Annotated in this window: 26 protein-coding genes; 12 read left to right on the forward strand and 14 right to left on the reverse strand. The window is 74.5% G+C overall.

Going from position 1 to position 23,809, the window contains the following annotated elements; all coding sequences use genetic code 11:
* Positions 1–3: 3 nt before the first annotated feature.
* The 3 genes from GA0070558_RS11075 to GA0070558_RS11085 form a co-directional block, all read right to left on the reverse strand.
* A complete protein-coding gene (locus GA0070558_RS11075) occupies positions 4–888 on the reverse strand; it encodes an acyl-CoA thioesterase (protein ID WP_043967423.1) in 885 nt (294 codons plus the stop codon).
* Positions 885–2,333, reverse strand: coding sequence for a pyruvate kinase (gene pyk, locus GA0070558_RS11080; protein WP_077939116.1), 1,449 nt, complete (start codon positions 2,331–2,333; stop codon positions 885–887). The genes GA0070558_RS11075 and pyk overlap by 4 nt, the downstream gene beginning before the upstream one ends.
* A 283-nt stretch (positions 2,334–2,616) precedes the next feature.
* Positions 2,617–2,973 (reverse strand): YciI family protein, encoded by a 357-nt coding sequence (locus tag GA0070558_RS11085; RefSeq protein WP_043969319.1) that lies wholly within the window; start codon positions 2,971–2,973, stop codon positions 2,617–2,619.
* 404 nt (positions 2,974–3,377) lie between these two features.
* On the opposite strand from GA0070558_RS11085, the gene GA0070558_RS11090 reads away from it, so the two are divergent.
* The 6 genes from GA0070558_RS11090 (at position 3,378) to GA0070558_RS11115 (ending at position 8,989) form a co-directional block, all read left to right on the forward strand.
* Complete coding sequence (locus tag GA0070558_RS11090; RefSeq protein WP_091278263.1) at positions 3,378–4,058, forward strand: PAS domain-containing protein; 681 nt, start codon at positions 3,378–3,380, stop codon at positions 4,056–4,058.
* Positions 4,055–4,759, forward strand: coding sequence for a PP2C family protein-serine/threonine phosphatase (locus GA0070558_RS11095; protein WP_091278264.1), 705 nt, complete (start codon positions 4,055–4,057; stop codon positions 4,757–4,759). Before GA0070558_RS11090 ends, GA0070558_RS11095 begins: the two co-directional genes overlap by 4 nt.
* A gap of 54 nt (positions 4,760–4,813) precedes the next feature.
* Complete coding sequence (locus tag GA0070558_RS11100; RefSeq protein WP_091278267.1) at positions 4,814–6,406, forward strand: GMC family oxidoreductase; 1,593 nt, start codon at positions 4,814–4,816, stop codon at positions 6,404–6,406.
* A 66-nt stretch (positions 6,407–6,472) separates the two neighbouring features.
* Positions 6,473–7,345 carry an aldo/keto reductase gene (locus tag GA0070558_RS11105; RefSeq protein ID WP_091278269.1) on the forward strand — a complete coding sequence of 291 codons (873 nt, stop codon included), beginning with the start codon at positions 6,473–6,475 and terminating at the stop codon, positions 7,343–7,345.
* Between the two features lie 105 nt (positions 7,346–7,450).
* On the forward strand, positions 7,451–8,452 hold the full coding sequence (locus tag GA0070558_RS11110; RefSeq protein WP_091278271.1) for an SEC-C metal-binding domain-containing protein: 1,002 nt from the start codon (positions 7,451–7,453) through the stop codon (positions 8,450–8,452).
* A 93-nt stretch (positions 8,453–8,545) separates the two neighbouring features.
* Complete coding sequence (locus tag GA0070558_RS11115; RefSeq protein ID WP_091278273.1) at positions 8,546–8,989, forward strand: nitroreductase family deazaflavin-dependent oxidoreductase; 444 nt, start codon at positions 8,546–8,548, stop codon at positions 8,987–8,989.
* Between the two features lie 9 nt (positions 8,990–8,998).
* Here the strand turns inward: GA0070558_RS11115 and GA0070558_RS11120 are convergent, their stop codons facing one another.
* A complete protein-coding gene (locus tag GA0070558_RS11120) occupies positions 8,999–9,805 on the reverse strand; it encodes an esterase/lipase family protein (protein WP_091278275.1) in 807 nt (268 codons plus the stop codon).
* 300 nt (positions 9,806–10,105) lie between these two features.
* On the opposite strand from GA0070558_RS11120, the gene GA0070558_RS11125 reads away from it, so the two are divergent.
* On the forward strand, positions 10,106–10,870 hold the full coding sequence (locus tag GA0070558_RS11125) for a class I SAM-dependent methyltransferase (RefSeq protein WP_091278277.1): 765 nt from the start codon (positions 10,106–10,108) through the stop codon (positions 10,868–10,870).
* Here the strand turns inward: GA0070558_RS11125 and GA0070558_RS11130 are convergent.
* Positions 10,791–11,135, reverse strand: a complete 345-nt coding sequence (locus tag GA0070558_RS11130; protein WP_439709586.1) for a hypothetical protein — start codon at positions 11,133–11,135, stop codon at positions 10,791–10,793. The two genes, GA0070558_RS11125 and GA0070558_RS11130, sit on opposite strands and share 80 nt — an antisense overlap.
* Positions 11,132–11,398 (reverse strand): hypothetical protein, encoded by a 267-nt coding sequence (locus tag GA0070558_RS11135; protein ID WP_256091873.1) that lies wholly within the window; start codon positions 11,396–11,398, stop codon positions 11,132–11,134. The genes GA0070558_RS11130 and GA0070558_RS11135 overlap by 4 nt, the downstream gene beginning before the upstream one ends.
* Positions 11,399–11,476: 78 nt before the next feature.
* Here GA0070558_RS11135 and GA0070558_RS11140 point away from each other — a divergent pair, with 78 nt between their 5' ends.
* Entirely contained in the window at positions 11,477–11,692 is a 216-nt protein-coding gene (locus GA0070558_RS11140; RefSeq protein ID WP_043967415.1) for a helix-turn-helix transcriptional regulator, read from the forward strand.
* A gap of 871 nt (positions 11,693–12,563) precedes the next feature.
* On the opposite strand, the gene GA0070558_RS11145 is transcribed toward GA0070558_RS11140, so the two are convergent.
* From GA0070558_RS11145 to GA0070558_RS33360, 3 genes are all read right to left on the reverse strand, one after another.
* Complete coding sequence (locus GA0070558_RS11145) at positions 12,564–13,397, reverse strand: SAM-dependent methyltransferase (RefSeq protein ID WP_176734178.1); 834 nt, start codon at positions 13,395–13,397, stop codon at positions 12,564–12,566.
* Between the two features lie 211 nt (positions 13,398–13,608).
* Positions 13,609–13,770: a hypothetical protein gene (locus tag GA0070558_RS33355; protein WP_176734179.1), complete on the reverse strand. Its 162-nt coding sequence runs from the start codon at positions 13,768–13,770 to the stop codon at positions 13,609–13,611.
* Positions 13,761–13,937 carry a hypothetical protein gene (locus GA0070558_RS33360; protein ID WP_176734180.1) on the reverse strand — a complete coding sequence of 59 codons (177 nt, stop codon included), beginning with the start codon at positions 13,935–13,937 and terminating at the stop codon, positions 13,761–13,763. The genes GA0070558_RS33355 and GA0070558_RS33360 overlap by 10 nt, the downstream gene beginning before the upstream one ends.
* Positions 13,938–14,083: 146 nt before the next feature.
* Here GA0070558_RS33360 and GA0070558_RS11150 point away from each other — a divergent pair, with 146 nt between their 5' ends.
* The gene (locus tag GA0070558_RS11150; RefSeq protein ID WP_091278281.1) at positions 14,084–14,653 is read left to right on the forward strand and encodes a hypothetical protein; all 570 of its coding nucleotides are present in this window, start codon (positions 14,084–14,086) and stop codon (positions 14,651–14,653) included.
* A 386-nt stretch (positions 14,654–15,039) separates the two neighbouring features.
* Here GA0070558_RS11150 and GA0070558_RS11155 read toward each other — a convergent pair whose 3' ends face one another.
* Together GA0070558_RS11155 and GA0070558_RS11160 are read right to left on the reverse strand one after the other, a co-directional pair.
* Positions 15,040–15,471 (reverse strand): hypothetical protein, encoded by a 432-nt coding sequence (locus GA0070558_RS11155; RefSeq protein WP_091278283.1) that lies wholly within the window; start codon positions 15,469–15,471, stop codon positions 15,040–15,042.
* A 117-nt stretch (positions 15,472–15,588) separates the two neighbouring features.
* Positions 15,589–16,473: a LysR family transcriptional regulator gene (locus GA0070558_RS11160; RefSeq protein ID WP_256091874.1), complete on the reverse strand. Its 885-nt coding sequence runs from the start codon at positions 16,471–16,473 to the stop codon at positions 15,589–15,591.
* A 102-nt stretch (positions 16,474–16,575) separates the two neighbouring features.
* Here GA0070558_RS11160 and GA0070558_RS34225 point away from each other — a divergent pair, with 102 nt between their 5' ends.
* Entirely contained in the window at positions 16,576–16,968 is a 393-nt protein-coding gene (locus GA0070558_RS34225; protein WP_256091875.1) for an FAD-dependent oxidoreductase, read from the forward strand.
* Entirely contained in the window at positions 16,902–17,531 is a 630-nt protein-coding gene (locus GA0070558_RS11165) for an FAD-dependent oxidoreductase (protein WP_256091876.1), read from the forward strand. The genes GA0070558_RS34225 and GA0070558_RS11165 overlap by 67 nt, the downstream gene beginning before the upstream one ends.
* 59 nt (positions 17,532–17,590) lie before the next feature.
* Here GA0070558_RS11165 and GA0070558_RS34230 read toward each other — a convergent pair whose 3' ends face one another.
* The 3 genes from GA0070558_RS34230 to GA0070558_RS11180 form a co-directional block, all read right to left on the reverse strand.
* Positions 17,591–18,445 carry a hypothetical protein gene (locus GA0070558_RS34230; RefSeq protein ID WP_256091877.1) on the reverse strand — a complete coding sequence of 285 codons (855 nt, stop codon included), beginning with the start codon at positions 18,443–18,445 and terminating at the stop codon, positions 17,591–17,593.
* Between the two features lie 3 nt (positions 18,446–18,448).
* Positions 18,449–21,007, reverse strand: a complete 2,559-nt coding sequence (locus GA0070558_RS11175) for an FtsK/SpoIIIE domain-containing protein (RefSeq protein WP_091278288.1) — start codon at positions 21,005–21,007, stop codon at positions 18,449–18,451.
* 181 nt (positions 21,008–21,188) lie between these two features.
* Complete coding sequence (locus tag GA0070558_RS11180) at positions 21,189–22,016, reverse strand: SGNH/GDSL hydrolase family protein (RefSeq protein WP_091278290.1); 828 nt, start codon at positions 22,014–22,016, stop codon at positions 21,189–21,191.
* A 196-nt stretch (positions 22,017–22,212) separates the two neighbouring features.
* Between GA0070558_RS11180 and GA0070558_RS11185 the strand changes: the two genes are divergently transcribed.
* Positions 22,213–23,766, forward strand: coding sequence for a M1 family metallopeptidase (locus GA0070558_RS11185; RefSeq protein ID WP_091278293.1), 1,554 nt, complete (start codon positions 22,213–22,215; stop codon positions 23,764–23,766).
* Positions 23,767–23,809: the final 43 nt, after the last annotated feature.

A 23,809-nucleotide genomic window follows, 5' to 3' on the forward strand; every position in this document is an offset into this window, starting at 1 on the left:
TGCTCAGCCGCCGACGCGGCGCAGCAGGCCCTCCTGCACGGCGCTGGCGATGTGCCGGCCGTCGGTGGTGAACATCCGGCCGGTGGCCAGCCCGCGGGCACCGGAGGCCGACGGGCTCCAGCAGTCGTAGAGGAACCACTCGTCGGCCCGGAACGGCCGGTGGAACCACAGGGCGTGGTCGAGGCTCGCGCCGACCACGCCGCCGGGGCCCCAGACCTCGCCGTGCACCGACAGCACCGAGTCCAGCAGGGTCAGGTCGGAGGCGTACGTCAGGGCGCAGGCGTGCAGCAGCGGGTCGTCGGGGAGCTTGCCGTCGATGCGCATCCACACCCGCTGGTGGGGGTCGGCGGGGCGGTCGCCGGGGCGGACCCAGCCGGGCTCGCCGACGTAGCGCACGTCGATGGGGCGGGGGATCTGCCCCCAGATGCCGAGCCGCTCGGGGTAGCGGGCGAGGCGGTCGCTCATGGTGGGCACGTCGTCGGGGGCCGGCACGTCGGGCGGGGTGGGGGCGTGGTGGTCGAGCCCCTCCTCCTCGTGCCGCTGGAACGACGCCGACATGAAGAAGATCGGCTTGTCGTGCTGGAGCGCCACCGACCGGCGTACGGAGAACGACCGGCCGTCGCGGACGTTCTCCACCTGGTATGCGATCGGCTCGGCCGGGTCGCCGGGGCGGACGAAGTAGCCGTGCAGGGAGTGGACGAACCGTTCGGGGGCGACCGTGCGGCCGGCGGCGACCAGGGCCTGACCGGCGACCTGACCCCCGTACACCCGTTGCGGGCCGACCGGGGGGCTCATCCCCCGGAAGGCCATCGCGCCGGTGTGTTCGAGGTCGAGGACCTCCAGCAGCTGGTCGACGGCCGCCTGGCCGACGGTCGCCCCGTCGGTCACTGCAACGCCCGCGCGGAGGCCGCGTCGACCAGCGAGCCGAGCTGGTGCACGCGCAGGGTGTTGGTGGAGCCGGGGGTGCCCGGCGGGCTGCCGGCGACGATGACCACGTAGTCGCCGGGGTTGGCCCGGTCGAGGCCGAGCAGCGCCTGGTCGACCTGGCGGAACATGTCGTCGGTGTGCTCGACGAACGGCATCAGGAACGTCTCGACGCCCCAGCAGAGGGCGAGCTGGCTGCGCACCTCGGGCACCGGGGTGAACGCCCACAGCGGGAGGTCGCAGTGCAGCCGGCTGAGCCGCTTGACGGTGTCGCCGGTCTGCGAGAAGGCGACGAGGGCCTTCGCGCCGATGGCCCGGGCGATCGACGACGCGGCGACGGTGAGCGCCCCGCCGTGGGTGCGCGGGTCGTGCTGGAGCCGGGGCACCCCGATCGAGCCGGCCTCGGTCGTCGTGATGATCTTGGCCATGGTGCTGACCGTGAGCACCGGGTACTTGCCGACGCTGGTCTCGCCCGAGAGCATGACCGCGTCCGCGCCGTCGAGCACCGCGTTGGCCACGTCGGACGCCTCGGCGCGGGTCGGCCGCGAATTCTCGATCATGGAGTCGAGCATCTGGGTGGCCACGATGACCGGCTTGGCGTTCTCCCGGCACAGCTGCACGGCGCGCTTCTGCACCAGGGGGACCTGGTCCAGCGGCAGCTCGACGCCGAGGTCGCCACGGGCGACCATGACGCCGTCGAAGGCCAGCACGATCGCCTCCAGGTGGTCGACCGCCTCCGGCTTCTCGACCTTGGCCAGCACCGGGCGGCGGACGCCCTCCTCGTCCATGATGTTGTGGACGAGCTTGATGTCCTCCGCCGAGCGGACGAAGGACAACGCGATCATGTCGACGCCCAGGCCGAGGGCGAAGCGCAGGTCCTCGGCGTCCTTGTCCGACAGGGCCGGGACGCTGACCGCCACGTTGGGCAGCGAGACGCCCTTGTTGTTGGAGACCGGGCCGCCCTCGGTGACCAGGCAGCGGATGTCGTTGCCGACGACCTCGCTGACCTCGACGGCCACCCGACCGTCGTCGATGAGCAGCCGGTCGCCGGCCTTCACCTCCTGCGGCAGCTTGCGGTAGGTGCAGGAGACCCGCTCCTTCGTGCCGAGGACGTCGTCCCCGGTGATCACGACCGAGTCGCCGGTGCGCCACTCGTGCGGGCCGTCGGCGAACCGGCCGAGCCGGATCTTCGGACCCTGGAGGTCGGCGAGCACGGCCACCGGCCGGCCGGCGGCGTCGGCGGCCTCGCGGACGAGTCGGTAGACCGCCTCGTGGTCCGCGTGGCTGCCGTGGCTGAAGTTGAGTCTCGCCACGTTCATGCCCGCTTCGACGAGCCCCCGGATTCGCTCCGGTGACGAGGTGGCGGGACCAAGGGTGCAGACGATCTTCGCGCGGCGTGTCACGCCCATCAGGCTAGTCTCTCCTCCGGGTCGGTCTGCGGGCCGACCCCTTTCGGACTGCGGAACAGTTTCCGACGACGCGTCACGCCCGCGCAGCAAAACGGGCGGAACCGCACCGGAAGCATCGTCCGGAGTCGTCGTGTGTCGGCGGGCATCGGCGACCGCGCGCCGGGAATCCTACCGCCCGGTGTCACCTCCCATGGGCACGCTCCCCGCCGCCGTGGCCGACGCTAGCAGCGCGCGGCCGGTGACCGCCGTCACGATCGCGACAGCGGCCGGCCCGGGGCGCCGTTCAGCTCTGCGTGCGGGCAAGGGGGAACTCCACCGAGCCGGCCGGGCAGAGGAACGTCATCACGTCGACGGCGTAGAGCCCCGCCTGCACCGCCGGGTCGGCCTCCATGACGCTGCGCACGTCGTCCACGGAGCCGGTGCGGGCCAGGCCGAAGCCGATCGGTGGGTCGGGCTCGCGCCCGGGGCCGTCGATCGACCCGGCGACCAGGACGATCCCCCGCCGCTGCAACGCGCGCATGTGCTCGGTGTGCTCGGCCTGCAACCGCTGGACCGTCTCGGCGGGCAGGGCCCGCCCGGACGGGCCCGGGTAGAGCACGATGCACTCGTACGTGTCGAGCGCGAAGTCGACCTGCGGCATCCCGGTCACGGCGTCCCCTCCCGCGCTGCCGGCCCACGCCCCGCCCGCGGACCCGCCCCGGCCAGCCTCGCACGCGCCGGCCCACCGCCGGGGCCGCTCGGCGCAACTGCCCCGGTCGACAGCCGCGAGATCACCCCGGGGCGGCGGGTCGGGCCCGCTGGTACGGTCCGAGGAGATGGCAAAGGCGCCGGGGGGCAGCGAGCGAGGGCCGTGGGGGGACGACGTCCCCACCCGTCGGGCCGCCGCACCACGACGCGCCCCGGCGGGCCGCCGAACCGGACCGGCGGGCGGACGACGCGCACCGGCGAACCGACGACGCGCACTGGCGGGCCATCTTCGCCGCCGCCGGGGAGACGGGCGCCCGCGTCGCCGGCCACGACTGGGCGGCCACCCCGCTGGGCCCCGTGCACACCTGGCCACAGAGCCTGCGCACCGCCGTGGCCAGCCGCCTGCGCTTCCCCGCGCCCGTGATGCTGTGCTGGGGCGAGAGGCTGGTGGTGCTGCACAACGACGCGTACCTGCCGGTGCTGGGCGACGCCGGGCCCACGGCGCTCGGCCGACCGGGCGCGGAGGTCTGGCCGGGCGCGTGGGACGTGCTGGGCCCGGCGCTGCGTGACGTGCTGGCCGGAGCGGCCGTCACCCGCTCGGAGCAACGGACGCCGCCGGACGGCGCGGGCAGCCCCGGGAGGCGGCGGCTCACCTTCTGCCACAGCCCGGTCATCGACGAGTCGGGCACGCCCGGCGGGGTCCTCACGACGGTCACCGCGAACACGCCGGTCAGCGGACGCCCGGCGGTGCCGTCGCCCCGGCCCGCCGGCGCCGAGCCGCCGCCCGACGCCCCGGTGGCCGGGGAGCGCGGCGACCGCAGGCGCGCGCTGCGGCAGGCGGAGGCGTTCGCCCGGCTGGCGGGCGCGTTGAGCTTCGCCCGGGGCCGGGCGGGGATCGTGGACGTGGTGTACCGCACCGTCCCGACGCTGCTCGGGGCCAGCGGGCTGCGCGTGGCGACGGCCGACCCGGGCGCAGTCGTGCTGGCGGTGACCGGCGACGGCGGGCCCGGCTGGCCGCCACCGAGCACGACCTGGTGACCCGGCTGGCCGGGCGGCTGCGCACCTCGGCGCGGGCCGCGCCGCCGACCCTGGACGTCGCCACCCGCTACCGGCCTGCGGTCACCGGCATGCACCTCGGCGGCGACTGGTTCGACCTGATCCGGCTCGACGGCGACCGGCTGGCCGTGGTCGTCGGCGACGTGGTCGGCCACCAGGTCGAGGCCGCCGCCGACATGGCGCAGCTGCGCACCGTCGTGAACACGCTGATCCGGCTCGGGGTGCCGCTGGGCGAGGTCTTCCCCCGGCTGACCGACCTGATCGGCGTCGGGTTCCTCGGCACCTGCCTGGCGCTGGTCGTCGACCCGGCCGCCGGTGAGGTGGCGGTGGCCCGGGTCGGCCACCCGCACCCGGTGCTGGCGCGTCCCGGCAGCGCCCCGGAGCCGGTCGAGACGGCCAGCTCGCTGCCGCTGGGCATGGTGCGGGAGCCGGTGGCGGTGACGACGGTGCCGTTCCGGCCCGGTGACCTGCTGGTGGCGTACACCGACGGGCTGGTGGAGCGGCGCGGGCGGACGTACGACGCGGGGCTCGGGGCGCTGTGCGGCGCGGTCGACGCGGCCCGCGACGCCCCGGTGGAGGCGGTCGCCGACGCGCTGCTGGACGGGCTGGCCGGCTCCGAGGACGACCAGGCGCTGGTGGTGCTGCGGCACGTCGACCGGCGGGGGGCCCTTCCCCCACAGTGATCAACCCACTACCTTCTGAGGGATTCTCGTAACCGGTGGTGAGTGAGGGATCGCGTGGAGGAGTTCGACTACGTCGTGGTGGGCGCGGGCGCGGCCGGATGCGTGCTGGCCCACCGGCTCAGCGCGGACCCGGCGACCCGGGTGCTGCTGGTCGAGGCCGGCGGGTGGGACCGCAGCCCGTTCGTGCGCATCCCCAAGGCGTTCAGCCGGCTGATGGACGACCGGCGCACCGCCTGGCACTACCCGGCCGAGGCGGCGCCGGGGCGGCGGGAGGTGTGGCAGCGCGGCCGGCTGGTCGGCGGGTCCAGCTCCGTCAACGGCATGGTCTACGGCCGGGGCGACCGCCTCGACTGGGACGGCCTGGAGCGCCTCGGCAACCCGGGCTGGGGGTGGGACACCATGCTGCCGATCTTCAAGCGGCTGGAGGACCATCCGCTGGGCGCGTCGCCCACGCGCGGGGCCGGCGGGCCGCTGCGGCTGTCGTCGGCGACCGGCACCGACGCGCTCTGCGAGGACGTGATCGCCGCCGGCCAGGCGCTGGGCTGGCGCCGGTCCGACGACCTCAACGCCACCGAGGACGAGCGGATCGGGTACGTCACGGCGACCATCCGCGACGGCCGCCGGGTCAGCGCCGCCGACGCGTTCCTGCACCCGGTGCGGGACCGGCCGAACCTGACCGTCGCGGTGGGCACCGCCGTGCGGCGGATCCTCGTGCGCGGCGGCCGGGCGGTCGGCGTACGGGCCGGCAGCGGCGGCCGCACCGTCGACTACGCGGCCTCGGCGGAGGTGATCCTCGCCGCCGGGGCGATCGCCAGCCCGCAACTGTTGCAGGTGTCGGGCATCGGGCCCGCCGACACGCTACGCCGGGCCGGCGTCGACGTGCTGCTCGACCGGCCCCGGGTGGGCCTCGGGCTGCGCGAGCACCGGTCGGTGCCGGCGCAGTTCCGGCTGGTCGGCGACGGCGGCTACAACCACATGCTGGGCAGCCTGCTCGGGCAGGGCCTGGCCACGCTGCGGTACGCGCTGACCCGGCGGGGCCCGCTGAGCCTGCCGGTGCACGACGTGGGGGCGCACATCCGGTCCACGCCGCAGGTCGACCACCCGGACGCCCAGTTGCTGATCGCGCCGTTCTCGGCGGCCCCGCCCCGGCCGGGCCACGCGCTGGAGCTGGAGACCGAGGCGGGGATGATGGGGCTGTGCACGGTCACCCGGCCGGACAGCGAGGGCAGCCTCGCCATCTCCTCGGCCGACCCGGGCACGCCGCCGCGGATCGTGGCCAACTACTTCGCCACCGGGCACGACCGGCGGGTCCTCGTGGACGCGTTCCGCCGGATGCGGGAGCTGTTCGCCACCGCGCCGATCGCCGGGCGGATCGCCGCCGAGACGGTGCCCGGCCCGGCCGTGCGCGGCGACCGGGAGATCGTCGAGGCGGCGCTTTCGCTGGGCTACTGCGGCTACCACGCCGTCGGCACCTGCGGCATGGGCCCGTCCGACGAGCACGTCGTCGACGCCCGGCTGCGGGTACGCGGCGTCGACGCGCTGCGGGTGGTGGACGCCTCGGTGCTGCCGGTGCTGGTGTCCGGGTACCTCAACGCGCCGGTGATGGCGCTGGCCTGGCGGGCGGCCGACCTGATCCTGGCCGACTGACTCCGGACGGGCGGGGTACGGGAGCACAATCGACCGGACGACACGCACAGGATTGGGGTTCGACTCATGGGTGACGACGCTGGCAGGCAGCCCGCGAAGGACTCCGGCACCTACCGGATCGGCGGCGACCTCCAGGTCGACCGGCTCGGCTACGGGGCGATGCAGCTCACCGGGCCGGGCGTGTGGGGCGACCCGAGGGACCCGGCGGAGGCGGTGCGGGTGCTGCGCCGGGCGTACGAGCTGGGCGTGACGTTCATCGACACCGCCGACTCGTACGGGCCGTTCGTCTCCGAGCTGCTGATCCGGCAGGCGCTGCACCCGTACGCCGACGACCTGGTCATCGCGACCAAGGCCGGGCTGACCCGCTCCGGGCCGGGCGACTGGCGGCCGGTGGGCCGGCCGGAGTACCTGCGCCAGCAGTGCGAGTTGAGCCTGCGCCACCTGGGCCTGGAGTCCATCGGGCTCTACCAGCTGCACCGCATCGACTCGTTGGTGCCGCTGGCCGACCAGCTCGGCGAGCTGGCGCTGCTCAAGCAGGAGGGCAAGATCCGGCACATCGGGCTGTCCGAGGTGACCGTCGCGCAGATCGAGCAGGCCCGCCAGATCACGCCGATCGTGTCGGTGCAGAACCTCTACAACCTGGCCGACCGCAGCGCCGAGGACGTGCTCGACCACTGCGAGCGCAACGACCTGGCGTTCATCCCGTGGTTCCCGATCGCCACCGGCAACCTGGCGAAGCCGGGCGGCCCGCTGGACGCGATCTCCACCGACCACGGCGCGACGCCCGCGCAGCTCGCGCTCGCCTGGCTGTTGCGGCGCTCGCCGGTCGTGCTCCCCATCCCGGGTACGTCGTCGGTGGCGCACCTGGAGGAGAACGTGGCCGCCGCGCAGGTGCAGCTCACCGACGACGAGTACGCGGCCCTCGCGAAGGCCGCCTGAGCCCGCCGCCGGGTGCCGGCAGAACGGCCGTGTCCCGACAGGCATCAGCCGCCGGGTGACGCTAACCTGGCCGGGTCCCGTCTCCCGAGCCTCCCGGATGCGCCGATGACCGTCGAATATCTGCTGACCACCGACGACCTCGACGAGATCGGGCACCTGGAAAGCCCGGAGCGCGCCGACCCGGAGGCGCTGCTGGCTCGCCTGCTACGTGCCGTCGACTCCGACCGGATCGCCGACCCGCGCGACCGGGGCTACGCGCTGTCGCTCGCCTCGGGCATCGCCGAGACCGAGCTCAAGGACCTGGCCCGGGCGCTCGACCTGGCCGACCGGGCCGTCGAGGCGGACCGGGCCAGCGGCGAGTCGATCGTGTCCGCACGCGCCGACCGGGCCCGGCTGCTGCACCTGCTCGGCCGCGCCGACGAGGCGATGGCCGAGCTGACCGCGCTGCGCCCGCTGTTGGAGACCGACCCCACGGCGTCGTATCTGGTCGACACGCTGGAGGACACCGGCCGGGTCGAGCTGGCCGAGCGGTGGCTGACGGAGGCGGCGCGAGCCGTCATGGGGCGGGTCCACGAGCCGGAGTCGGAGGAGGCCCGTCGGGCGGCCGGCGCGATGCTGTACGGGCTCGTGCGGCACCGCCACCGCATCCGCGCCGATCTGGGGCTGCCGCACGACGACCTCGACGACCTGTCCGACCGGCTGGACGCCGCCGGGCCCACCCCGGACCCGGCCGCCGGCACCCGCGAGGGCCTGCTGTTCTGGCCGCGGGCGGACCTGAACGCCCTGCTGCTGCGCTGGCCGGCCCTGGCCACGCAGCTCGGGGCGAACTGGGACGAGCACCGGGGCGTCGTCGAGCGGGAGCTAATCGGGCTGGCCGCCGACGGGGCGCCGGGCCTCGCCCTCGTGCCCGGCTCCGCCGACGGGTTCGCCGCCCACGTTGCCGACGGCGACCTCGACCCGACCGACGAGGAGACCGTCGACTCCTACGCGGAGACGCTGTTGGCCTCGCTCGACGCGATGCCGTGGCCGCCCGGCCGCAACGACCCGTGCTGGTGCGGCGCCGGCGGCAAGTACAAGAAGTGCTGCCTGCCCCGATCCCGCGGCTGACCGCCACGGGGCCCACGGGGGCGGGCGCAGCCGCTAGCCTCCGACCCGGAGGCGGCTGCCCTGAGGCGGCGCTACGGGGTGAGGAGACGAGAGATGGCGGAAACCGAACGGGACCAGGCGGTCGTGGACAGCCCGGTCGACTGGGTGGCCAGCCACGTGCGGCGGTACGTGGCGACCGACGGCACCGACGGAGGCACCTTCCACGGCTACGACGCCCTTCTCATCACCACCCGGGGCCGCCGCTCCGGGCAGCTGCGGCGCACCGCGCTCATCTACGGCCGCGACGGCGACCGGGTGGTGCTGGTGGCGTCCAACGGGGGTGCGGCGACGCACCCGGCCTGGTATCTGAACCTGGTCGCCGACCCCGAGGTGGAGCTCCAGATCGGCGCGGAGCGGTTCCGGGGCCGGGCACGGACGGCGTCGGCGCAGGAGCGGCCCCGGCTGTGGGAGCTGATGGCGAAGGTCTTCCCCACGTACGCCAGATATCAGCGGGACACCGACCGGGAGATTCCCGTCGTCGTGGTCGATCGCGCCTGACGGCGGAAGTCAGAGGGCGTAACAGTCGGGGCGCACCGGGGAGTCGGTGAGCGCGCCCCGGACGACGGTGTACGTGGTGCCGTCGAGGACGAGGCCGAGGTGCCCGACGATCCGCAGCGGGCACCACGACTGGATGAGCACGTTGGTGGCCCCGTCGGCGAGGGTCGCGTTGTCGACGGGCCGGACCAGCTCGTCCTGGAGGGTGCGCACGGCCGTCCAGCGCACGTCGCCCGGGGTGTCGTCGCCGTCGTTGAGGGCGGTGAGGAAGCTCGACCCGATGGCCATCTGCTGGCAGGCGACGATGCCGAGGCAGCTGCCGAGGCCGAGGAACTTGGCGATGTCGGCGACGTAGGTGCCGTAGTGCGGGGTGCCGAGGCTGACGTACCGGCCCACCCTGGTGCCGCCGCCGAGGTTGCGGATGAGGTAGCGGGAGACCAGGCCGCCCTCGGAGTGGGCGACGAGGTCGACGCGGGCCGCTCCGGTGGCGGCGCGCACCTGGTCGACGTACGCGGAGAAGGCCCGGGCGGAGTCGGCGATGTCGCCGAAGCCGAGGCCGGGGAGCTGGTAGATCCACACCCGGAAGCCGTCGACGCGCAGCCGGGCGGCGAGCGGCTCGTAGCCGAGGGCGGGGGTGCTGAGCCCGGCGACGACGATGACGGGGTTGGCGGCAGCGGCGGCCGGCGGGGCGGCGCTGGCGGGTGCGGCGGCGGGCCTGGCACCGGTGGTGGTCTGCGCTGCGGCCGGGGACGGTGCGGCCAGCGCGGCGGCGGTGGCGGTGGACGCGGCGAGGGCGGCGAGGATCTTTCGGAGCAGCATGGCTGCACCTCCCGGTGAGGGTGTCCCGGCGGGGCCGGGAGGAGGCAGGGAGCGTTCCGATCGATCGTGGAACGATGATGAGGCTGGCGATCCAGTGGAGTCAATGGAAAGTTACGCGCGGGTAACACGTTGTCGCGCCCAGGGCGAATTCCGGCGAACCGGGCTCATGATCGACTCCATGTCGGCGACATGGCGGTATCCGCGCCTCGGGATGCCGCCACCTCCCCGACATGATCACGGAAGTCCACGGGATGCGAAACCGTCTCGCCGTATCCGGCGCGGACACCGACACTGTTCGTCGTGGACGATCCCGCACGACGCAACCGGGCCGCCTGGGAAACCGCCGCCGGGAAGTACGTCCGGGAGCACGACGACCTGCTGCGCGAGGCTCGGGAAGGCACGTCGCTGTTCCCGTACGAGATCGATCTGCTGCGCCCGCTGCTGCGCGCCGCACCGACGGTGGTGCACCTGCAGAGCGGCCACGGCCTCGACGACGTGGCCCTCGTCGAGGCCGGCGCGCGTACGGTGATCGGGGTCGACTACAGCGCGGTGACGACCGGCGCGGCGAACCGGCGCGCCGCCGCACTGGGGCTGGCCTGCCGGTACGTGGTGGCCGAACTCCCCGGCGCTCCACTGCGCGACGGCTGCGCGGACCTGGTCTACACGGGCAAGGGCGCGCTGATCTGGATGCGGGACCTGGCCGCCTGGGCGCGCGACGTCGCCCGGCTGCTGCGGCCGGCGGGTCACCTGTTCGTGTACGAGGCGCACCCGGCGGCCGCCCTGTGGAGCTGGGACGCCGACGAGCCCCGGATCCGGGCCGACCGGAGTTACTTCGGTGATTGCTTCGTCAACGACACGTTCCCGGGGAACGGCGCGGTGGAATGGCAGTGGACCCTCGGGGAAATCGTCAACGCGGTGCTCGCTGCCGGCCTGGAACCGCTGTACCTGGCCGAACACCCCGAACCGTTCTGGCGGCCGGGCGGAGTCACGGCGGCGGCCTGGACGGGGCGGCTGCCGAACGCGTTCTCCCTGCTCGCCCGCCGCCGGCCGGAGCCGGCAGACTAGCCGGCACCCGCAGCCCGGCAGGCTGCACGAAGATCGACCGGCGCGCGACCGCGTCGCCCCGCGCGTCGAGCTGGTAGCCGTCGAGCCAGGTCCACCCGTGGTAGGTGATCCAGTCGGCGTGCACCCGGATCAGCCGGAAGAAGATCGGCTCGACGAACTGCGGGCTCGCCGCCCGGGTCACGTGCAGCAGCGTCCCGGCCCGCAGCAGGGCTTCTGTCGGCGCATAGGGAGCTGAGTCATCGGCGACATCACGCGCCGCGCTCACAGCCTGCCGCCCTCGCCGTCACCGTCACCCGCCCCGCCTCCAGCCCCGCCCACGGCGTCGGCCCCGCCTTCGGCCTCGGGCTCCGGCCCGTGCGGCCAGTGCCGATGGCTGATCGGTAGGCGGTGGCGGTGCCGGCAGGGCAGCTCGTTGCCGCACGCGCAGACGTACCGCCACCGGACCCACGACCACACCGGCTTGTGCCGACAGGCCAGGGTCAGGGCGGTGGCGAGCAGGTACTCCTTGTAGGACACTCGTCGTGGCATATGACCACCATTGCGGCAGGCCAACCGGTCAATTGGCTATTGCCGATCGGACAGCGACGACCGCCCTACCGTCGGCGCATGGGTCGTGGCTCGGTGCTCCTGATGGGGCCCTACGAGATCGCAGAGCGCCTGGGCGTGTCGCGGCAGCGGTTCCAGCAGCTCACCCGGTATCCCACCTTCCCGAAGCCCTACCAGGAGCTGCGCGGCATGAAGGTGTGGCTGGCCGAGGACGTCGAAGAGTGGATCAGGAAGTACCGCCAGCCGCGCCCCACCGAGGACGACACCCCGGAATGATGCGTGCGGCCGGACGGTTGGCTTGCTTCCCTGCAAGGTGGCCTTACCCACGGCCGCGAGCCGCGTCGGTCGCAGTGCCTGGCCCCTGTTGCTGCAGGTCAGGCACCCCGCAGGGCCGGCCCCTGGCCTTCCATGCTCCAGGTGCTCAATGCTGCTGTCCGCCAGCCGTCACACCCCACTCGCATAGGGCGCTTGAATAGCATCCATGAGGAATGCGCCCAAGCTGCTGATTGCAGCAGCGGCAGTGACGGGAACCGTGGCCTACAGCCTTCCGCAGCCATGGTCACTTGTGGCGGCCCTAGCCGACCTGCTCTTGATCGGCCTCGCCGGTGGGCTTTGGCGGAGGGCACACGAGCGGGAATCCCTCCAGCACGCGCCCGGCAGGTCCGAAGACCGGCCGATCCCGCAACCGGGAGCGTACTTTCCCTTCCCCTACGACGACTCAGAGAACGAAAGCGCGCGTGCGGCGCCTTTATCAGCTCGGCGCAGGCGCTGGCGCGGCTCTACTATCAAGGACACGCCATCACGTACCAGCCGTTTAGGACGACAGCTGCGACTTCGACTCAACAGGATTGTCAGCGCGGAGGACGGCGCGACGAGTGGGAGTGAGAGCTTGGTGGATCTGGCAGCCAGATTGCAGCGAACGAACAGACGGGGTCAGCTATGGTGGTTCCTGGCCGGCGTAGCTGCTTCCATACCCACAGGTGTCCTGGTCAACCTTCTGACGGGCTAGCGGCAAGCAGCGACGTCCTGTCAGGATCAGCGAAGTGCGCCCTGTCGGCGAGGTCGACCACCATGCCCCTGACCCGGCCCGAACCACTCCATCCACCGCTGCCTTGGCCGCTGGGGCGGCCAAGGCAGCGGTCACGGATCAGCTGGCGATCCGGCCCATCGCGCCGTAGCCGAGCTGCCGCGACGGCGTTTGGACATCCACGTCCAGACCCGGGTCCGGACGCCAGTCCGCCATCAGGGTCACCCCCGGATCAACCAGTTCCATACCTTCGAACCAGGACGCGAACGTCGCCTTGTCCCGCACGTGGAGGGTCGCGCCGACCCCGGCTTGGTAGGCGGCGACCATTCGGTCTACCTGTGCTCTTGTTTCCGCGTCCACCGTGTCGGCGGTGAGGTGGGAGATCGCGAGGTGACTGCCAGGCGCCAGGGCGTCCCGATACGCCGCGACGAGCCCCTTCGGATCATCCTCGTCGGGAACGAACACGAGCAGCCCACCCAGGATGATCCCCACCGGCTGAGACAAGTCAATCAAATCGCGGATTGCCGGGTGTGCCCATACCTGCTCGGGGTGCCTCCCGTCGGCTTCCGCCATGGCGGCAAGCGGCTCCTTCGCAAGAATCTCCTCGCCGTGGATGACGGCCGACGGGTCGTTGTCCACATAAATCACCCGCGCGCGGGGGTTGAGGGCGTGCGCCACCTCGTGCGTATTGTTGGCCGTCGGCAGACCCGCCGCGATATCGATGAACTGCTCCACCCCCTGCGCCACCAGATATCGCACGGATCGGCGCAGCCACTCCCGGTTACCGCGAGCCAGCAGGTCGACGCTGGGGAGCGTCAGCTTGATGCGCTCCGCCTTCTGCCGGTCGATGGCGAAGTTGTAGAGTCCTCCCAGATAGTAATCGTAAATCCGTGCGATGTTGGCGTTTTCCACGTCAGCTACCGCTTTATCCAGGCGGTTGGCGATTGCCGTCATTCGAGCCCCTTCGGATTTTGCTACGGCGCGGGACCGGCTCGCCGGTCCGCCACATGATAATCCGACAACCATGGATATTGCGATGCTGTGTCCGCCATCGATTTGACCGTGCGGACGCTCTTACGGCAGCCGCCGCTCGTGGCCGTCAGCTTGGAAAAGACTCAATAATGACGGTTGCGGTGGTGCTTCACGAGGCCGGCGGTCGGCCGGCTCAGCCCTCGTCGCCCCCGCGCTGACCGGACGCTCGATCGGTGATCAGGCTGGAAGTCTTGCCTGTCGCCGTCCTGACCAGGTCGAAGGTCGCGTTGCCGAGGCACTTGACGGCATCGACGCCCTCTGCTCCTGTTTCGAGCGCCTTGTCCGTCACTTCCATGGCCGCGTCCGGTCTCGACGCGCTCCGACCCGGTCCTTGCCCGGCAGGTAGCAGTCCACGATGCCCTGGAGGTGTTCGCGGCGCAACGGGTTCTGCTTGAGGGTGACATGCCGGTTGGCGCGCGAGGCGACGTGCTGCACGGAGTTGAGCTGCTCGACGGTGAACACGACAGGATATGAAGGAGTGCCCACATCCAGCCACCCTGGGCGTATCGGGTATCCGACAGAAGTTCACAGATACTATCGACGATCTTCATCCGTTGATGGGTCAAGATTCTTCGCGATCACTGTGGACCGACACGACCGGGAGAGCCATGCGGGACAGCCTTCTCAGCACCGCCGACGAGGTGTTGGAGCGGCTCGAAGACGAGATCGCCTTCCTGGCGGAGGGCCTGGCCGGCGTGTCCGAACAGCTCACCTGCCTGACCACCGAGCTCGACGACCAGCTCGCCGAGGGCAGCCCCGACCAGGTCGGGCACACCCTCGACCGGGTCGCCGCGCTCCTGGGCGACCAGGCGCTCAGCGACCTGACGGCCCTGGCCGGGCTCGGCGCGATCCGCCACGGCCATCCCCCGCAACGGGACGACGACAGCGTCCACGCGATCCCCACGCTGCCCACCGAGGGAGTGCCCGTCGCTGACGGGCAGGGCGACGCGGACGAGCGCTCGGCCGACGAGCTGCGGGCCCTGGTCGCGTCCGCAGCGGACCACCTCCGGCGGCTATCGGTCTTCGTCACCGACCGGTTCGACCTGGCCCGCGCGGCGGCGGAACGCGGTGACGCCGACCGGGCGCTGGAGGAGCTGCGGCTGACCCGGGAGGCCGCCGGCAGCGCGCCCGTGAGCTACCAGCTCTGGCTGACCTGCCTGGCCGACCTGCCCGGCTGACGCCGCCCACCCGGGTGACGACCACCCGACCGGGACGCCCCTCGCCGTCGGCGCCGGCCACCGACCCACGAGCGGCGGCCCATGCCGACGATGTCAGCTCGGGACGACCTCAGGGCGTCACGCTGCGTTGCCGCGACCGCCCGGCGGCCACACCCCGCGCAAGCCCTTTGCTCTGCACCCGGATACGCAACAGCCACGCACGGTAAACCACCAGCCCCGCCCGCACCGACTCGCTTGCGCCTATGTGTCGAGCCAGGCCACCGTGATGCGCATATGGGTGCAGAGCAAAGGGACAGCGGGAAGTCTGGCGGGGTCGCGGGGGCATCACGAAGGGTGACCTCGGGCCGGCGTCGCACACACGTCGCCGGTCACCTCACAGACGGTGATCAGTCTGCGGCAGGCTCGGGAGCGGCGGCAACGGGTCGGGCCCCCGCCGCCACGGCCCGCAGCTCCGACTCGGGCACCCGCTCCGGCTCGGCGCGCACGTCGATGGCCACCCCAGGCTCGACCAGCCGGAACGCCTCGCCGCCGCCGACGAGGCCGGTCACGTCGCCCTCGGTGAACTCGGTGAGCGGCCACGCCGCGGCGTCCCGCTCGTGATAGTCGGCGAGGAATTCACGCAGCGCGTCGAGCGTGCCCAGCCGGCTCCCGCGCAGGACGTGCACCCGCAGGTCGACCCGCCAGCCCTCCGCCACCTGCCGCTCCCACACCCGGGTGCGGAAGCGCACCCCCTCCCACTCGCTGGCGAAGTCGGACACCTCCCCGTCGACCCCCGCCGGCACGTACCCGATCATGAACCCGCCCAGGTCCTCGCTCATCGCCGCCTCCCCCTCGCCCTACCCGACCCCGCGCCGGGATCCTGGACACCTATCGTCCACAACGGACGACCACTGTCCAAGATCCCGGCGGCCACGGGACGACAAGGGGCGGCACAGTCAGCCCAGGAGCGCCACGAGGGCGTGGACGGCCGGGTTGGTGGTGAGGCGGGGCCAGGCGAGGCCGACGTCCACCGTGGGGGTCGGCGCGGTGAACCGGCGCAGCCGTACCCCCGGCACCTTCAGCGCCCGCGCGCGACCGGCGGGCACGGCCGCGATCACGTCTCCCTGCGCCACCGCGCGCAGCAACTGCTCGTCGTCGGGCTCCTGCCGGACCAGCCGGAAGCCGCCGCGCGGCCAGACCTGGGCGATGGTCCGGTCGAACATCCCGGGGCCGTTGTCGCGGGGCCACATGACGGCCGGCAGGTCCACCACCTCGGCCCGGCTGATCCGGCGGCGGCCGGTCGCCAGCGGATGCCCCGCCGGCAGGGCCAGCAGCAGCTCCTCGGTGTCGACGGTGCGACACGCGAGCGCCGGCTCGTCGACCGGCGGGCGGACGAACGCCGCGTCGAGCCGGCCGGCGAGCAGCCCGGCGACGTTCGGCGCGGTCCAGGCGGTCTCGGCGACGACCTCCACGTCGGGATGGGCGGCGCGGAACCGGGCCACCAGGGCGTCCACCGGGCCGCCGCGCGCCGACCGGGTGTACGCGAGCCGCAGCCGCCCGCCCCGGCCGTGCACCAGATCCCTGATGCGGGCGGTGCCGGCGTCGACGTCGGCGAGCAGCCGGGCGGTCTCGGCGGCCACCCGCTGCCCCACCTCGGTCAGCGTGCAGCCCCGGCTGGTGCGGTGCACCAGCGGCACGCCGAGCTGGCGTTCCAGGGCGCGGATCTGCTGGCTGAGCGCCGGCTGGGCGATGTGCAGGCGGGCGGCGGCCCGGGTGAAGTGCAGCTCCTCGGCGAGCACGGCGAAGTAGCGCAGCCGGCGCAGGTCCGACCAGGCGTCCATCCCCGGATCATAAGCGCCGCTTATCGCCGCCTGCCCGTTCCGTCTTGGACGCCCGCCCGGACGGCCGGCCACGATCCGAACGACGACCGGAAGGAGCGGACGATGGCGGAGCGGATGGACGTGGTGGTGGTCGGCGGCGGGATCATCGGGCTGACCGCCGCCGTGACCCTGCAGGAGCGGGGCGCGCGGGTGACCGTGCTGGCGGCGGACGACCCGGCGGACACGGTGTCGACGGTGGCCGCTGCCGTGTGGTACCCGACGCACACCGACGAGGATCCCCGGGTGCTGCGCTGGGCGAGCGAGACGCACGCGGAGCTGGGCCGCCAGGCGGGGGCGGGCGTGCCGGGAGTGGTGGCCCGCCGACCCGGATGCTGCTGCGCCACCGCTACGGTGGCCCGCCGTGGTGGGCGGCGGCCACCGGGGACCTGGTGGCCGGGCCGGCCGAGCCGCCGTACACGGCGGTGCTGCGGTTCACCGCGCCGACGGTGGAGATGACGCCGTACCTGGGGTGGCTGGCCGGGCGGGTCACCGCCGGCGGGGGGCGGGTGCTGCGCCACCGGGTGCGGGACCTCGCCGAGGCGTTCGACGTCGCCCCGACGGTGGTCAACGCGACCGGGCTGGCCGCCGGCCGGCTCGCCGCCGACCCCGCCGTGCACCCGGTGCGCGGGCACCTTGTGCTGGTGGCCAACCCGGGGCTGACCACCTCGGTGCGCGACGAGGACGACCCGGCCGGGATCACCTACGTGCACCCGCGCCGGCACGACGTGGTGCTCGGCGGCACGTACCAGCCGGGCGTGTGGGACACCGGGCCCGATCCGGCGACGGCGACGGCGATCCGGCGGCGGTGCGTGGCGCTCGTGCCGGAGCTGGCCGACGCGCCGGTGCTCGGCGAGCGGATCGGGTTGCGCCCGGCCCGGCACGGCGGCCCCCGGGTGGCGGTCGAGCCGGCGGGCCCCGCCGGGGGCCGGCTGGTGCACGCGTACGGGCACGGCGGCGCGGGGGTCACCCTGTCCTGGGGGTGCGCGGCCGAGGTGGCCCGCCTCGCCCTGGACGGCTGACCGGCGACGCGACCGGCGACCCGGGACCGGTGACCGGACCGGGACCGGGGCTGCCGGACTCAGCCCAGCAGGCGGAACAGCACCAGGTAGCCGCAGTAGGCCAGTGGCATGAGCAGCACGCAGGTCACGAAGCCGAGCGGCACGAACCGGGGCGGCGGCCCGTCCGCGCCCAGCGCCGGCCGCCCCCACCGGCCGAGCACCAGGTAACCGGCGACGAAGCAGAGCACGGGCAGCGCCCCGCAGGTCGCCACGTAGACGGCCCCCGGGCTGGCCACCACGCCCGCGACGCCCAGCAGCACCACCGCCAGCACGACGCCGGCCGCCGCGCACGCCGCGTACACGGCCAGGGCCCGCGCCAGCGGCGACCACGCCGGCAGCAGCGGCGGCCGCCGGCCGACGGCCTCCGTGAGGCCGATCAGCCGGTCGGTCTCGTCGGCGAGCCGCCGGGCCTCGGCCAGCTCCGCGCCCGGGTCGACGCCCCCGGCGCGGGGCGCGGGCACCCCGGCCGCCGTCGGCACCGCCACCACCGCGCCGGTCGTCGTCGCACCCTGGGGGTACGCCCCGACACCCGGCCGCCCCGGCGCGGCGGCTGCGCCGCCGGTCCCCGCCGTCCCCGGCTCCGGCGACCCGCCGGCCCTGCCGCCTGACGGCCCCGCCCCGGCCGCTGCCGCCGGGGTGGCGGCCGGCGACGCGGGGCGCTCGCCCGCCGTGGGTGCCGGTTCGGCGGTGACGCCGGCAGCCCGGCCGAGCTGGTCGAGGCGGTGGGACTGGGCGTCGAGGCGTCGGGTGAGCTGGTCCAGCGTCGCGCGCAGGGCCGAGCGGCGGCGGTCGGCGGCGACGGCGTCCCGGTCGGTCTCGCGGCGCTGGTCGGCGAGCTGCCGGGCCAGGGCGGCGTACTCGGCGAAGGTGGCCACGGCTCAGCGCTCCTCGTCCTGTTCGTGCCCCGGCCCGGTGAACGGCACGATCAGCCGGGTGCGCTGGTCGTGCCGGTCCACCAGCAGCGCCCGGTCGGGGCGCGGGGTGTAGGCGAGGTCGTGCTCGCCCAGGTGCAGTCCCAGCTCCGCGCCGGGGACGTTCAGCGCGACCAGGCAGGCGACGTCGTCGCGGTGGTGCGCCCCGCCGAGGTCGTCGGCGAGCCGGCGCAGCCCCCGCCACCAGCCCAGCAGGTGCACGCCGCGGCCCGGGCCCTCGCGCAACAGGGCGCGCAGGTCGTCCAGGCCGGAGCGGAACGTGGCCGGGTCGGTGCCGGCGAGGGCGGCCGAGGCCGCGTCCGCGCCGAAGAGCACCAGGTAGGTGCGGTCGGCGGCGGGCTGGCCGGCGGCGAGCGCGGCGATCCGGTCGCGCAGGGCGGCCGGGTCGAGCCGCTGCACCGGGTGGCCGGCGGCGGCGAGCGCGGCGGCGGTCGCGTCGACCACCGGGTCGACGGCGGCGGCCAGCCCGGCGAGCAGGAACCGGGCCCCGCCGGGGGCGTGCTGCCGGGCGAGGCCCAGCGCGGCGGCGCGCAGCACCTCCGCGCCGACGGTCGAGGTGCCGACCACGGCTAGGTGCCGGCCCGGGGTCGCGTCGAGGGTGAACGAGGCGGGACTGTTCGCCACGTCGACGACGCGGCCCACCAGGGCGACCGGGGGCCCGACGCCGGGGCGCAGGGCGGCGACGGCGGGATCGTCGTCCGGCCGTGCCGGATCGTACCCCCGGAAGACGGTGGGTCCGGCGGACCCGGCCGGCCGCTCGCGCCACAGCTCGTGGCGCAGCCGGGCCAGCTCGGCGCGGGCGGCGTACGCGTCGGGGAAGCGGACCACGGTGTCGGCCCCGGCCGCCCCGGCGGCGGTGTTGAGCACGGCCGCGCCGATCGGCAGCGCGTCGGCGGCGGTGTTGAGCGCGTCCAGCACTCCCCCGCCGCCGGGCAGGGCCACCCGCAGCGGGAACTGCCCGAAGATCGCCTCGGCGCGGCCGTACAGCGACTCGATGCCGGCGGTGGACTGGCTGGCCAGCACCAGGTGCACCCCGTACGAGCGGCCCTTGCGCGCCAGTTCCTCCAGCAGGTCGACGGCCTGGCGGGCGACGGCGTCGGTGCCGGCGAGCAGCACCTGGAACTCGTCGACGACCGCCACGATCCGGGGCACCGCCGCGTCGCGGGGCAGGTCGGCGAGCTTCGTGACGCCGTGCCGCTTGAGGACGGTCGCCCGCCGGTTCAGCTCCCGGCGCAGCTCCCGCAGCACGGCCAGGCCGTACTCCCGGTCGCTCTCGATGCCGACGACGCGGGCGTGCGGCAGCCAGGACGGGTCCCGCTCGGTGGGCACGAACTCGGTGAAGCTGACGCCCTCCTTGAAGTCGAGCAGCCAGAGCTGGAGCTGGTCGGGGGCGTAGCGGGCGGCCAGCCCGTAGAGGGCGTCGAGCAGGAACACGGTCTTGCCGGCGCCGGTGCGCCCGGCGACGAGCCAGTGCGGGGTGGCGTCGTCGAAGGCGACGGTGACCGGCTGCCGCCCGGCCCGGCCGACCACGGTGGACAGCCCGGCGGCGCTGGTCGCCGCCCAGCGGCGGGCCGGCAGCAGGTCGGCGAAGGCGGGCGGGGTGTCGCGGCGGGCGGCGGGGGCGAGGTGCGCGGCGAGGGCGGCCACGGTGGCCGGCGGCAGGTCGCCGTCGAGGACGACGGGGGCGGCCAGCCCGGAGCCGTCGGCGCTGAACGGGTGCCCGGGCGGGTCGCCGACGTGGGCGTACCGCTGCATCAGGCGCAGCGCGGTGGCCGCGCCCGGCGGCGGCGCGTCGGAGGCGGCGGGGCTCTGCTGGCCGGCTCCGCCGGGTGAGGCGGCGCGGTGGCCGGCGAGCAGCACGCAGACCGCGGCGGACGCCCCGGCGTGGGTGAGCGCGGCGAGCCGGGCCAGCTCGCGGGGGCCGGGCGCGGCGGCGACGACCAGCACCAGCAGCTCGCGGGCGGCGGGGTCGGCCTCCTGGGCGGCCCGGACGTGCCGCTCGGCGGAGTCGAGCAGCGCGGCGACCTCGGCGGCGGTGGTGGCGGTCGGGGCGAGCACCCCGGCGTCGAGCAGCGGGCGCAGCGGCAGGAAGGTGGCCCCGAAGGCCACCGTGTCGATCCCGGCGACCCGGACCGTGCCGGGCGGGGCGGTGGCGAGCAGCCGCAGCACCACCGCGCGCAGCAGCTCGCCGACGCGCGGGTCCCGGGCGTCGGCGTCGACGGTGAGGTGGCAGCCGCCGCCGAGCGGGACGAGCACGGGGAAGCCGCCGTCCAGTGTGGTCGCCTCGCCGACGCGGATCGGGGCGGGCACGCCGGTCAGCGCGGTGACCCCGGGGGCGGGGGCGGCGAGCCGCCCGCCCACGGCGGCCAGCCGGGCGACGACGTCGGCGGCGGTGGGGGCGGCCGGGCCGGGCGCGCCGAGCGACCGGCGGGCCCGGTCGAGCCGCTCGCGGGCCTGCCGATGGGCGGCGACCGCCTGACCGTACGCCGACGCGAGCCTGCCCACCCTCTGTTGCCCCCCACGCGCGATGGCCGTCTGGTCCAGCGAACCCTAACGGACGCGCGGCGGCGTGGGACAGTCCGCCGCGGCGGCGCGCGCACCGGCCCCGCCGGGGCGGCCGGCGGGGCCGGTGGTGGGGCCTGAGGCGGGGCCCGCCGGCCGCCGGCCGTCTCCGCGGGGCGCGGGGTCAGCCGGTGACGGCGGTGAGCGCCGGCAGGTAGCCCAGCCGGTAGCCGTCGGCGTTCGGGTGGTACGCCTCGATGACGCCGGTGACGTCGCGGATCCACGGCGCGGCGGCGCAGACGCCGTGCCCGGCGAAGTAGGGGCGGGCGTCGGCGAAGGTGGCCCCGGCCGCGGCGGCCCGGCCGGCGGTGACCGAGGCGAGCAGGTCGGCGGCCTCGTTGATGATGGTGCGCTTGTAGGCGCTCATCGCCAGCGCGCCGCAGGAGGTCGTCTCGAACAGGCGCGGGTAGCCGAGCACGACGAGCCGGGCGTTGGGGGCCTTCTCGCGGATCGCGGCGTAGGTGCGGTCGAGGCGGCCGGGCAGCTCGGTGGTGGCGAACGTCCTGGCCTCGTCGACCGCGCCCTCGCAGGTGCTGGTGCTGCCGAACCGGCAGCTCGTGATGACGTCGACGAAGCCGGCGTCGTTGCCGCCGATGGTGATGGTGACCAGGGTGGTGCTGGTGCTCAGCGCGCTCACCTGCTTGTTGATGACGTCGGCGGTGACCGCGCCGCCGCAGGCGGGGAACGTAAAGCTGGCGACCTGGTGGGCGGCGGCCCAGAGCGGGGCGTACGACTTGTCGCTGCGCAGGCAGGTGGACAGGTCGTACGGCCCGGCGCCGACGCCGGACGAGTAGGAGTCGCCCAGCGCCACGTAGTTGATCGCGGCGGCGGCACGGGCGGGTTTCGCCGCCTGGGCGGCCTGGGCGACGCCGGGGGCGGCCGCCGCGCCGAGGGTCGCGGCGAGCAGGGCGGTCAGCGCGGTCAGGGCGCGGGCCAGCGGGCGGTGGGGCATGGGGAACCTCCGCGGGGGCAGGGGTGGTGGATCCTCGGAACCGCGCGCGTGGCCCAGGGGTGGTGGTTACTGGTCGGTAATGCTATCGAAACATTTCCATCGAGGGAATAGGGCGCGGACCGCCCGCGCGGGACACACCCGTTTACATCTGTCGATTAGGTTGGCCGGCGTACACCCAACGGAGGGAGTCCATCCCGTGCGACGCGTTCTCGCGGCGGCCATCGCCGCCCTGACCGTCTCCACCGCCGGCGCGGTCGCGGCCGGCGCACCCGGCCACGCCGCCGCCCGATCGGGCTGGGGCCGGCCGGCCGCGGCGCCGGCCGCGCCCACCCCGGGCAGCCCCGGCCTCGGCGACAGCTACTTCCCCGACTACGGCAACGGCGGGTACGACGTCGACCACTACGACGTCCGGCTGCGCTACGAGCCCGCCACCGACCAGCTCTCCGGCACCACCACGATCCTCGCCCGGGCCACCCAGGACCTCTCCCGGTTCAACCTGGACTTCGTGCTCGGCGTCCAGTCGGTCAAGGTCGACAACTACCCGGCCACCTTCGCCCGCGAGGGCGCCCACGAGCTGGTTATCACCGCGCCCCGCCCCATCGTCTCGGGCCAGTCCCTCACCATCGTGGTGCAGTACGCGGGCGTGCCGTCGCAGACCCGCGTCGACGGCTGGACCGGCTGGACGAAGACGGCCGACGGGGCGCTGGCCGTCAACGAGCCCGAGTCGGCCTGGTGGTGGTACCCGAGCAACGACCACCCCAGCGACAAGGCCACGTGGGACGTCTCCGTGTCGGTGCCGACCGGCGTCGAGGTCGTCAGCAACGGGGTACAGCCCCGGCCGCCGCTGGCCGAGCCCGGCAACCGGACCCGCTGGGGCTGGCGCAGCGCCACGCCGGGCGCGACGTACCTGGCGTTCCTCGCCATCGGGCAGTACGACATCGTCACCGACACCGCGCCGAACGGGCAACCGGTCGTCAACGCGTACAGCACCACGCTGGGCTCGCTCGGGCCGGCCGCGCGGGCCAGCATCGGACGCACCGCCGAGATCGTCGACTGGGAGAGCGGGATCTTCGGGCCGTACCCGTTCGAGGCGCAGGGCGGCGTCGCCGCTCCGGCCAACAGCCTCGGCTTCGCCCTGGAGACGCAGACCCGCTCGGTGTACGGGCCGGGCTTCTGGCGGCGCGGGTCGAACACCTACGTGGTCGTGCACGAGAACGCCCACCAGTGGTTCGGCGACTCGGTCTCGGTCGCGGACTGGAGCCAGATCTGGCTCAACGAGGGCTTCGCCAGCTACGCCGAGTGGCTCTGGTCGGAGGAGCAGGGCGAGGGCACCGCGCAGGAGTGGTTCGACTTCACCTACGCCAGCTACCCGGCCGACGACGAGTTCTGGCAGGTGCCGCCCGGCGACCCGGGCGCGAACAACGTCTTCGACGGCGCGGTCTACGACCGGGGCGCGATGGCCCTGCACCAGCTCCGACTGGCCGTCGGCGACGCGGCGTTCTTCCGCATCCTGCCGGAGTGGACCGCCGCCCACCGCCACGGCAACGGCACGATCGCGCAGTTCCAGGCCCTCGCCGAGCAGGTCTCGGGCAAGGACCTCGACGCCCTGTTCACCACCTGGCTGTTCACCAAGGGCCGCCCGGAGCTGACGTCGGGCGCGGCGGCGGCCCGGTCCGCCGCCACCCCGGCCGCCCCGGTCAAGCCGAAGTCGTGGGCCAAGGTCCGCGAGGCCCACGAGCTGCTGCACTGACCCGCCGGCGGGCCGGGACACCAGGTCCCGGCCCGCCGAGCGG

This window comes from Micromonospora haikouensis (assembly GCF_900091595.1).
Classification (GTDB): domain Bacteria; phylum Actinomycetota; class Actinomycetes; order Mycobacteriales; family Micromonosporaceae; genus Micromonospora; species Micromonospora haikouensis.

Coding starts and splice junctions, on each gene's coding strand:
- pyk (WP_077939116.1), bottom strand. CDS start 2,333: ATGGGCGTGACACGCCGCGCGAAGATCGTCTGCACCCTTGGTCCCGCC.
- GA0070558_RS11085 (WP_043969319.1), bottom strand. CDS start 2,973: ATGCCGCAGGTCGACTTCGCGCTCGACACGTACGAGTGCATCGTGCTC.
- GA0070558_RS11105 (WP_091278269.1), top strand. CDS start 6,473: ATGGGTGACGACGCTGGCAGGCAGCCCGCGAAGGACTCCGGCACCTAC.
- GA0070558_RS11110 (WP_091278271.1), top strand. CDS start 7,451: ATGACCGTCGAATATCTGCTGACCACCGACGACCTCGACGAGATCGGG.
- GA0070558_RS11115 (WP_091278273.1), top strand. CDS start 8,546: ATGGCGGAAACCGAACGGGACCAGGCGGTCGTGGACAGCCCGGTCGAC.
- GA0070558_RS11120 (WP_091278275.1), bottom strand. CDS start 9,805: ATGCTGCTCCGAAAGATCCTCGCCGCCCTCGCCGCGTCCACCGCCACC.
- GA0070558_RS11135 (WP_256091873.1), bottom strand. CDS start 11,398: ATGCCACGACGAGTGTCCTACAAGGAGTACCTGCTCGCCACCGCCCTG.
- GA0070558_RS11140 (WP_043967415.1), top strand. CDS start 11,477: ATGGGTCGTGGCTCGGTGCTCCTGATGGGGCCCTACGAGATCGCAGAG.
- GA0070558_RS11145 (WP_176734178.1), bottom strand. CDS start 13,397: ATGACGGCAATCGCCAACCGCCTGGATAAAGCGGTAGCTGACGTGGAA.
- GA0070558_RS33355 (WP_176734179.1), bottom strand. CDS start 13,770: ATGGAAGTGACGGACAAGGCGCTCGAAACAGGAGCAGAGGGCGTCGAT.
- GA0070558_RS11150 (WP_091278281.1), top strand. CDS start 14,084: ATGCGGGACAGCCTTCTCAGCACCGCCGACGAGGTGTTGGAGCGGCTC.
- GA0070558_RS11155 (WP_091278283.1), bottom strand. CDS start 15,471: ATGAGCGAGGACCTGGGCGGGTTCATGATCGGGTACGTGCCGGCGGGG.
- GA0070558_RS11160 (WP_256091874.1), bottom strand. CDS start 16,473: ATGGACGCCTGGTCGGACCTGCGCCGGCTGCGCTACTTCGCCGTGCTC.
- GA0070558_RS34225 (WP_256091875.1), top strand. CDS start 16,576: ATGGCGGAGCGGATGGACGTGGTGGTGGTCGGCGGCGGGATCATCGGG.
- GA0070558_RS11180 (WP_091278290.1), bottom strand. CDS start 22,016: ATGCCCCACCGCCCGCTGGCCCGCGCCCTGACCGCGCTGACCGCCCTG.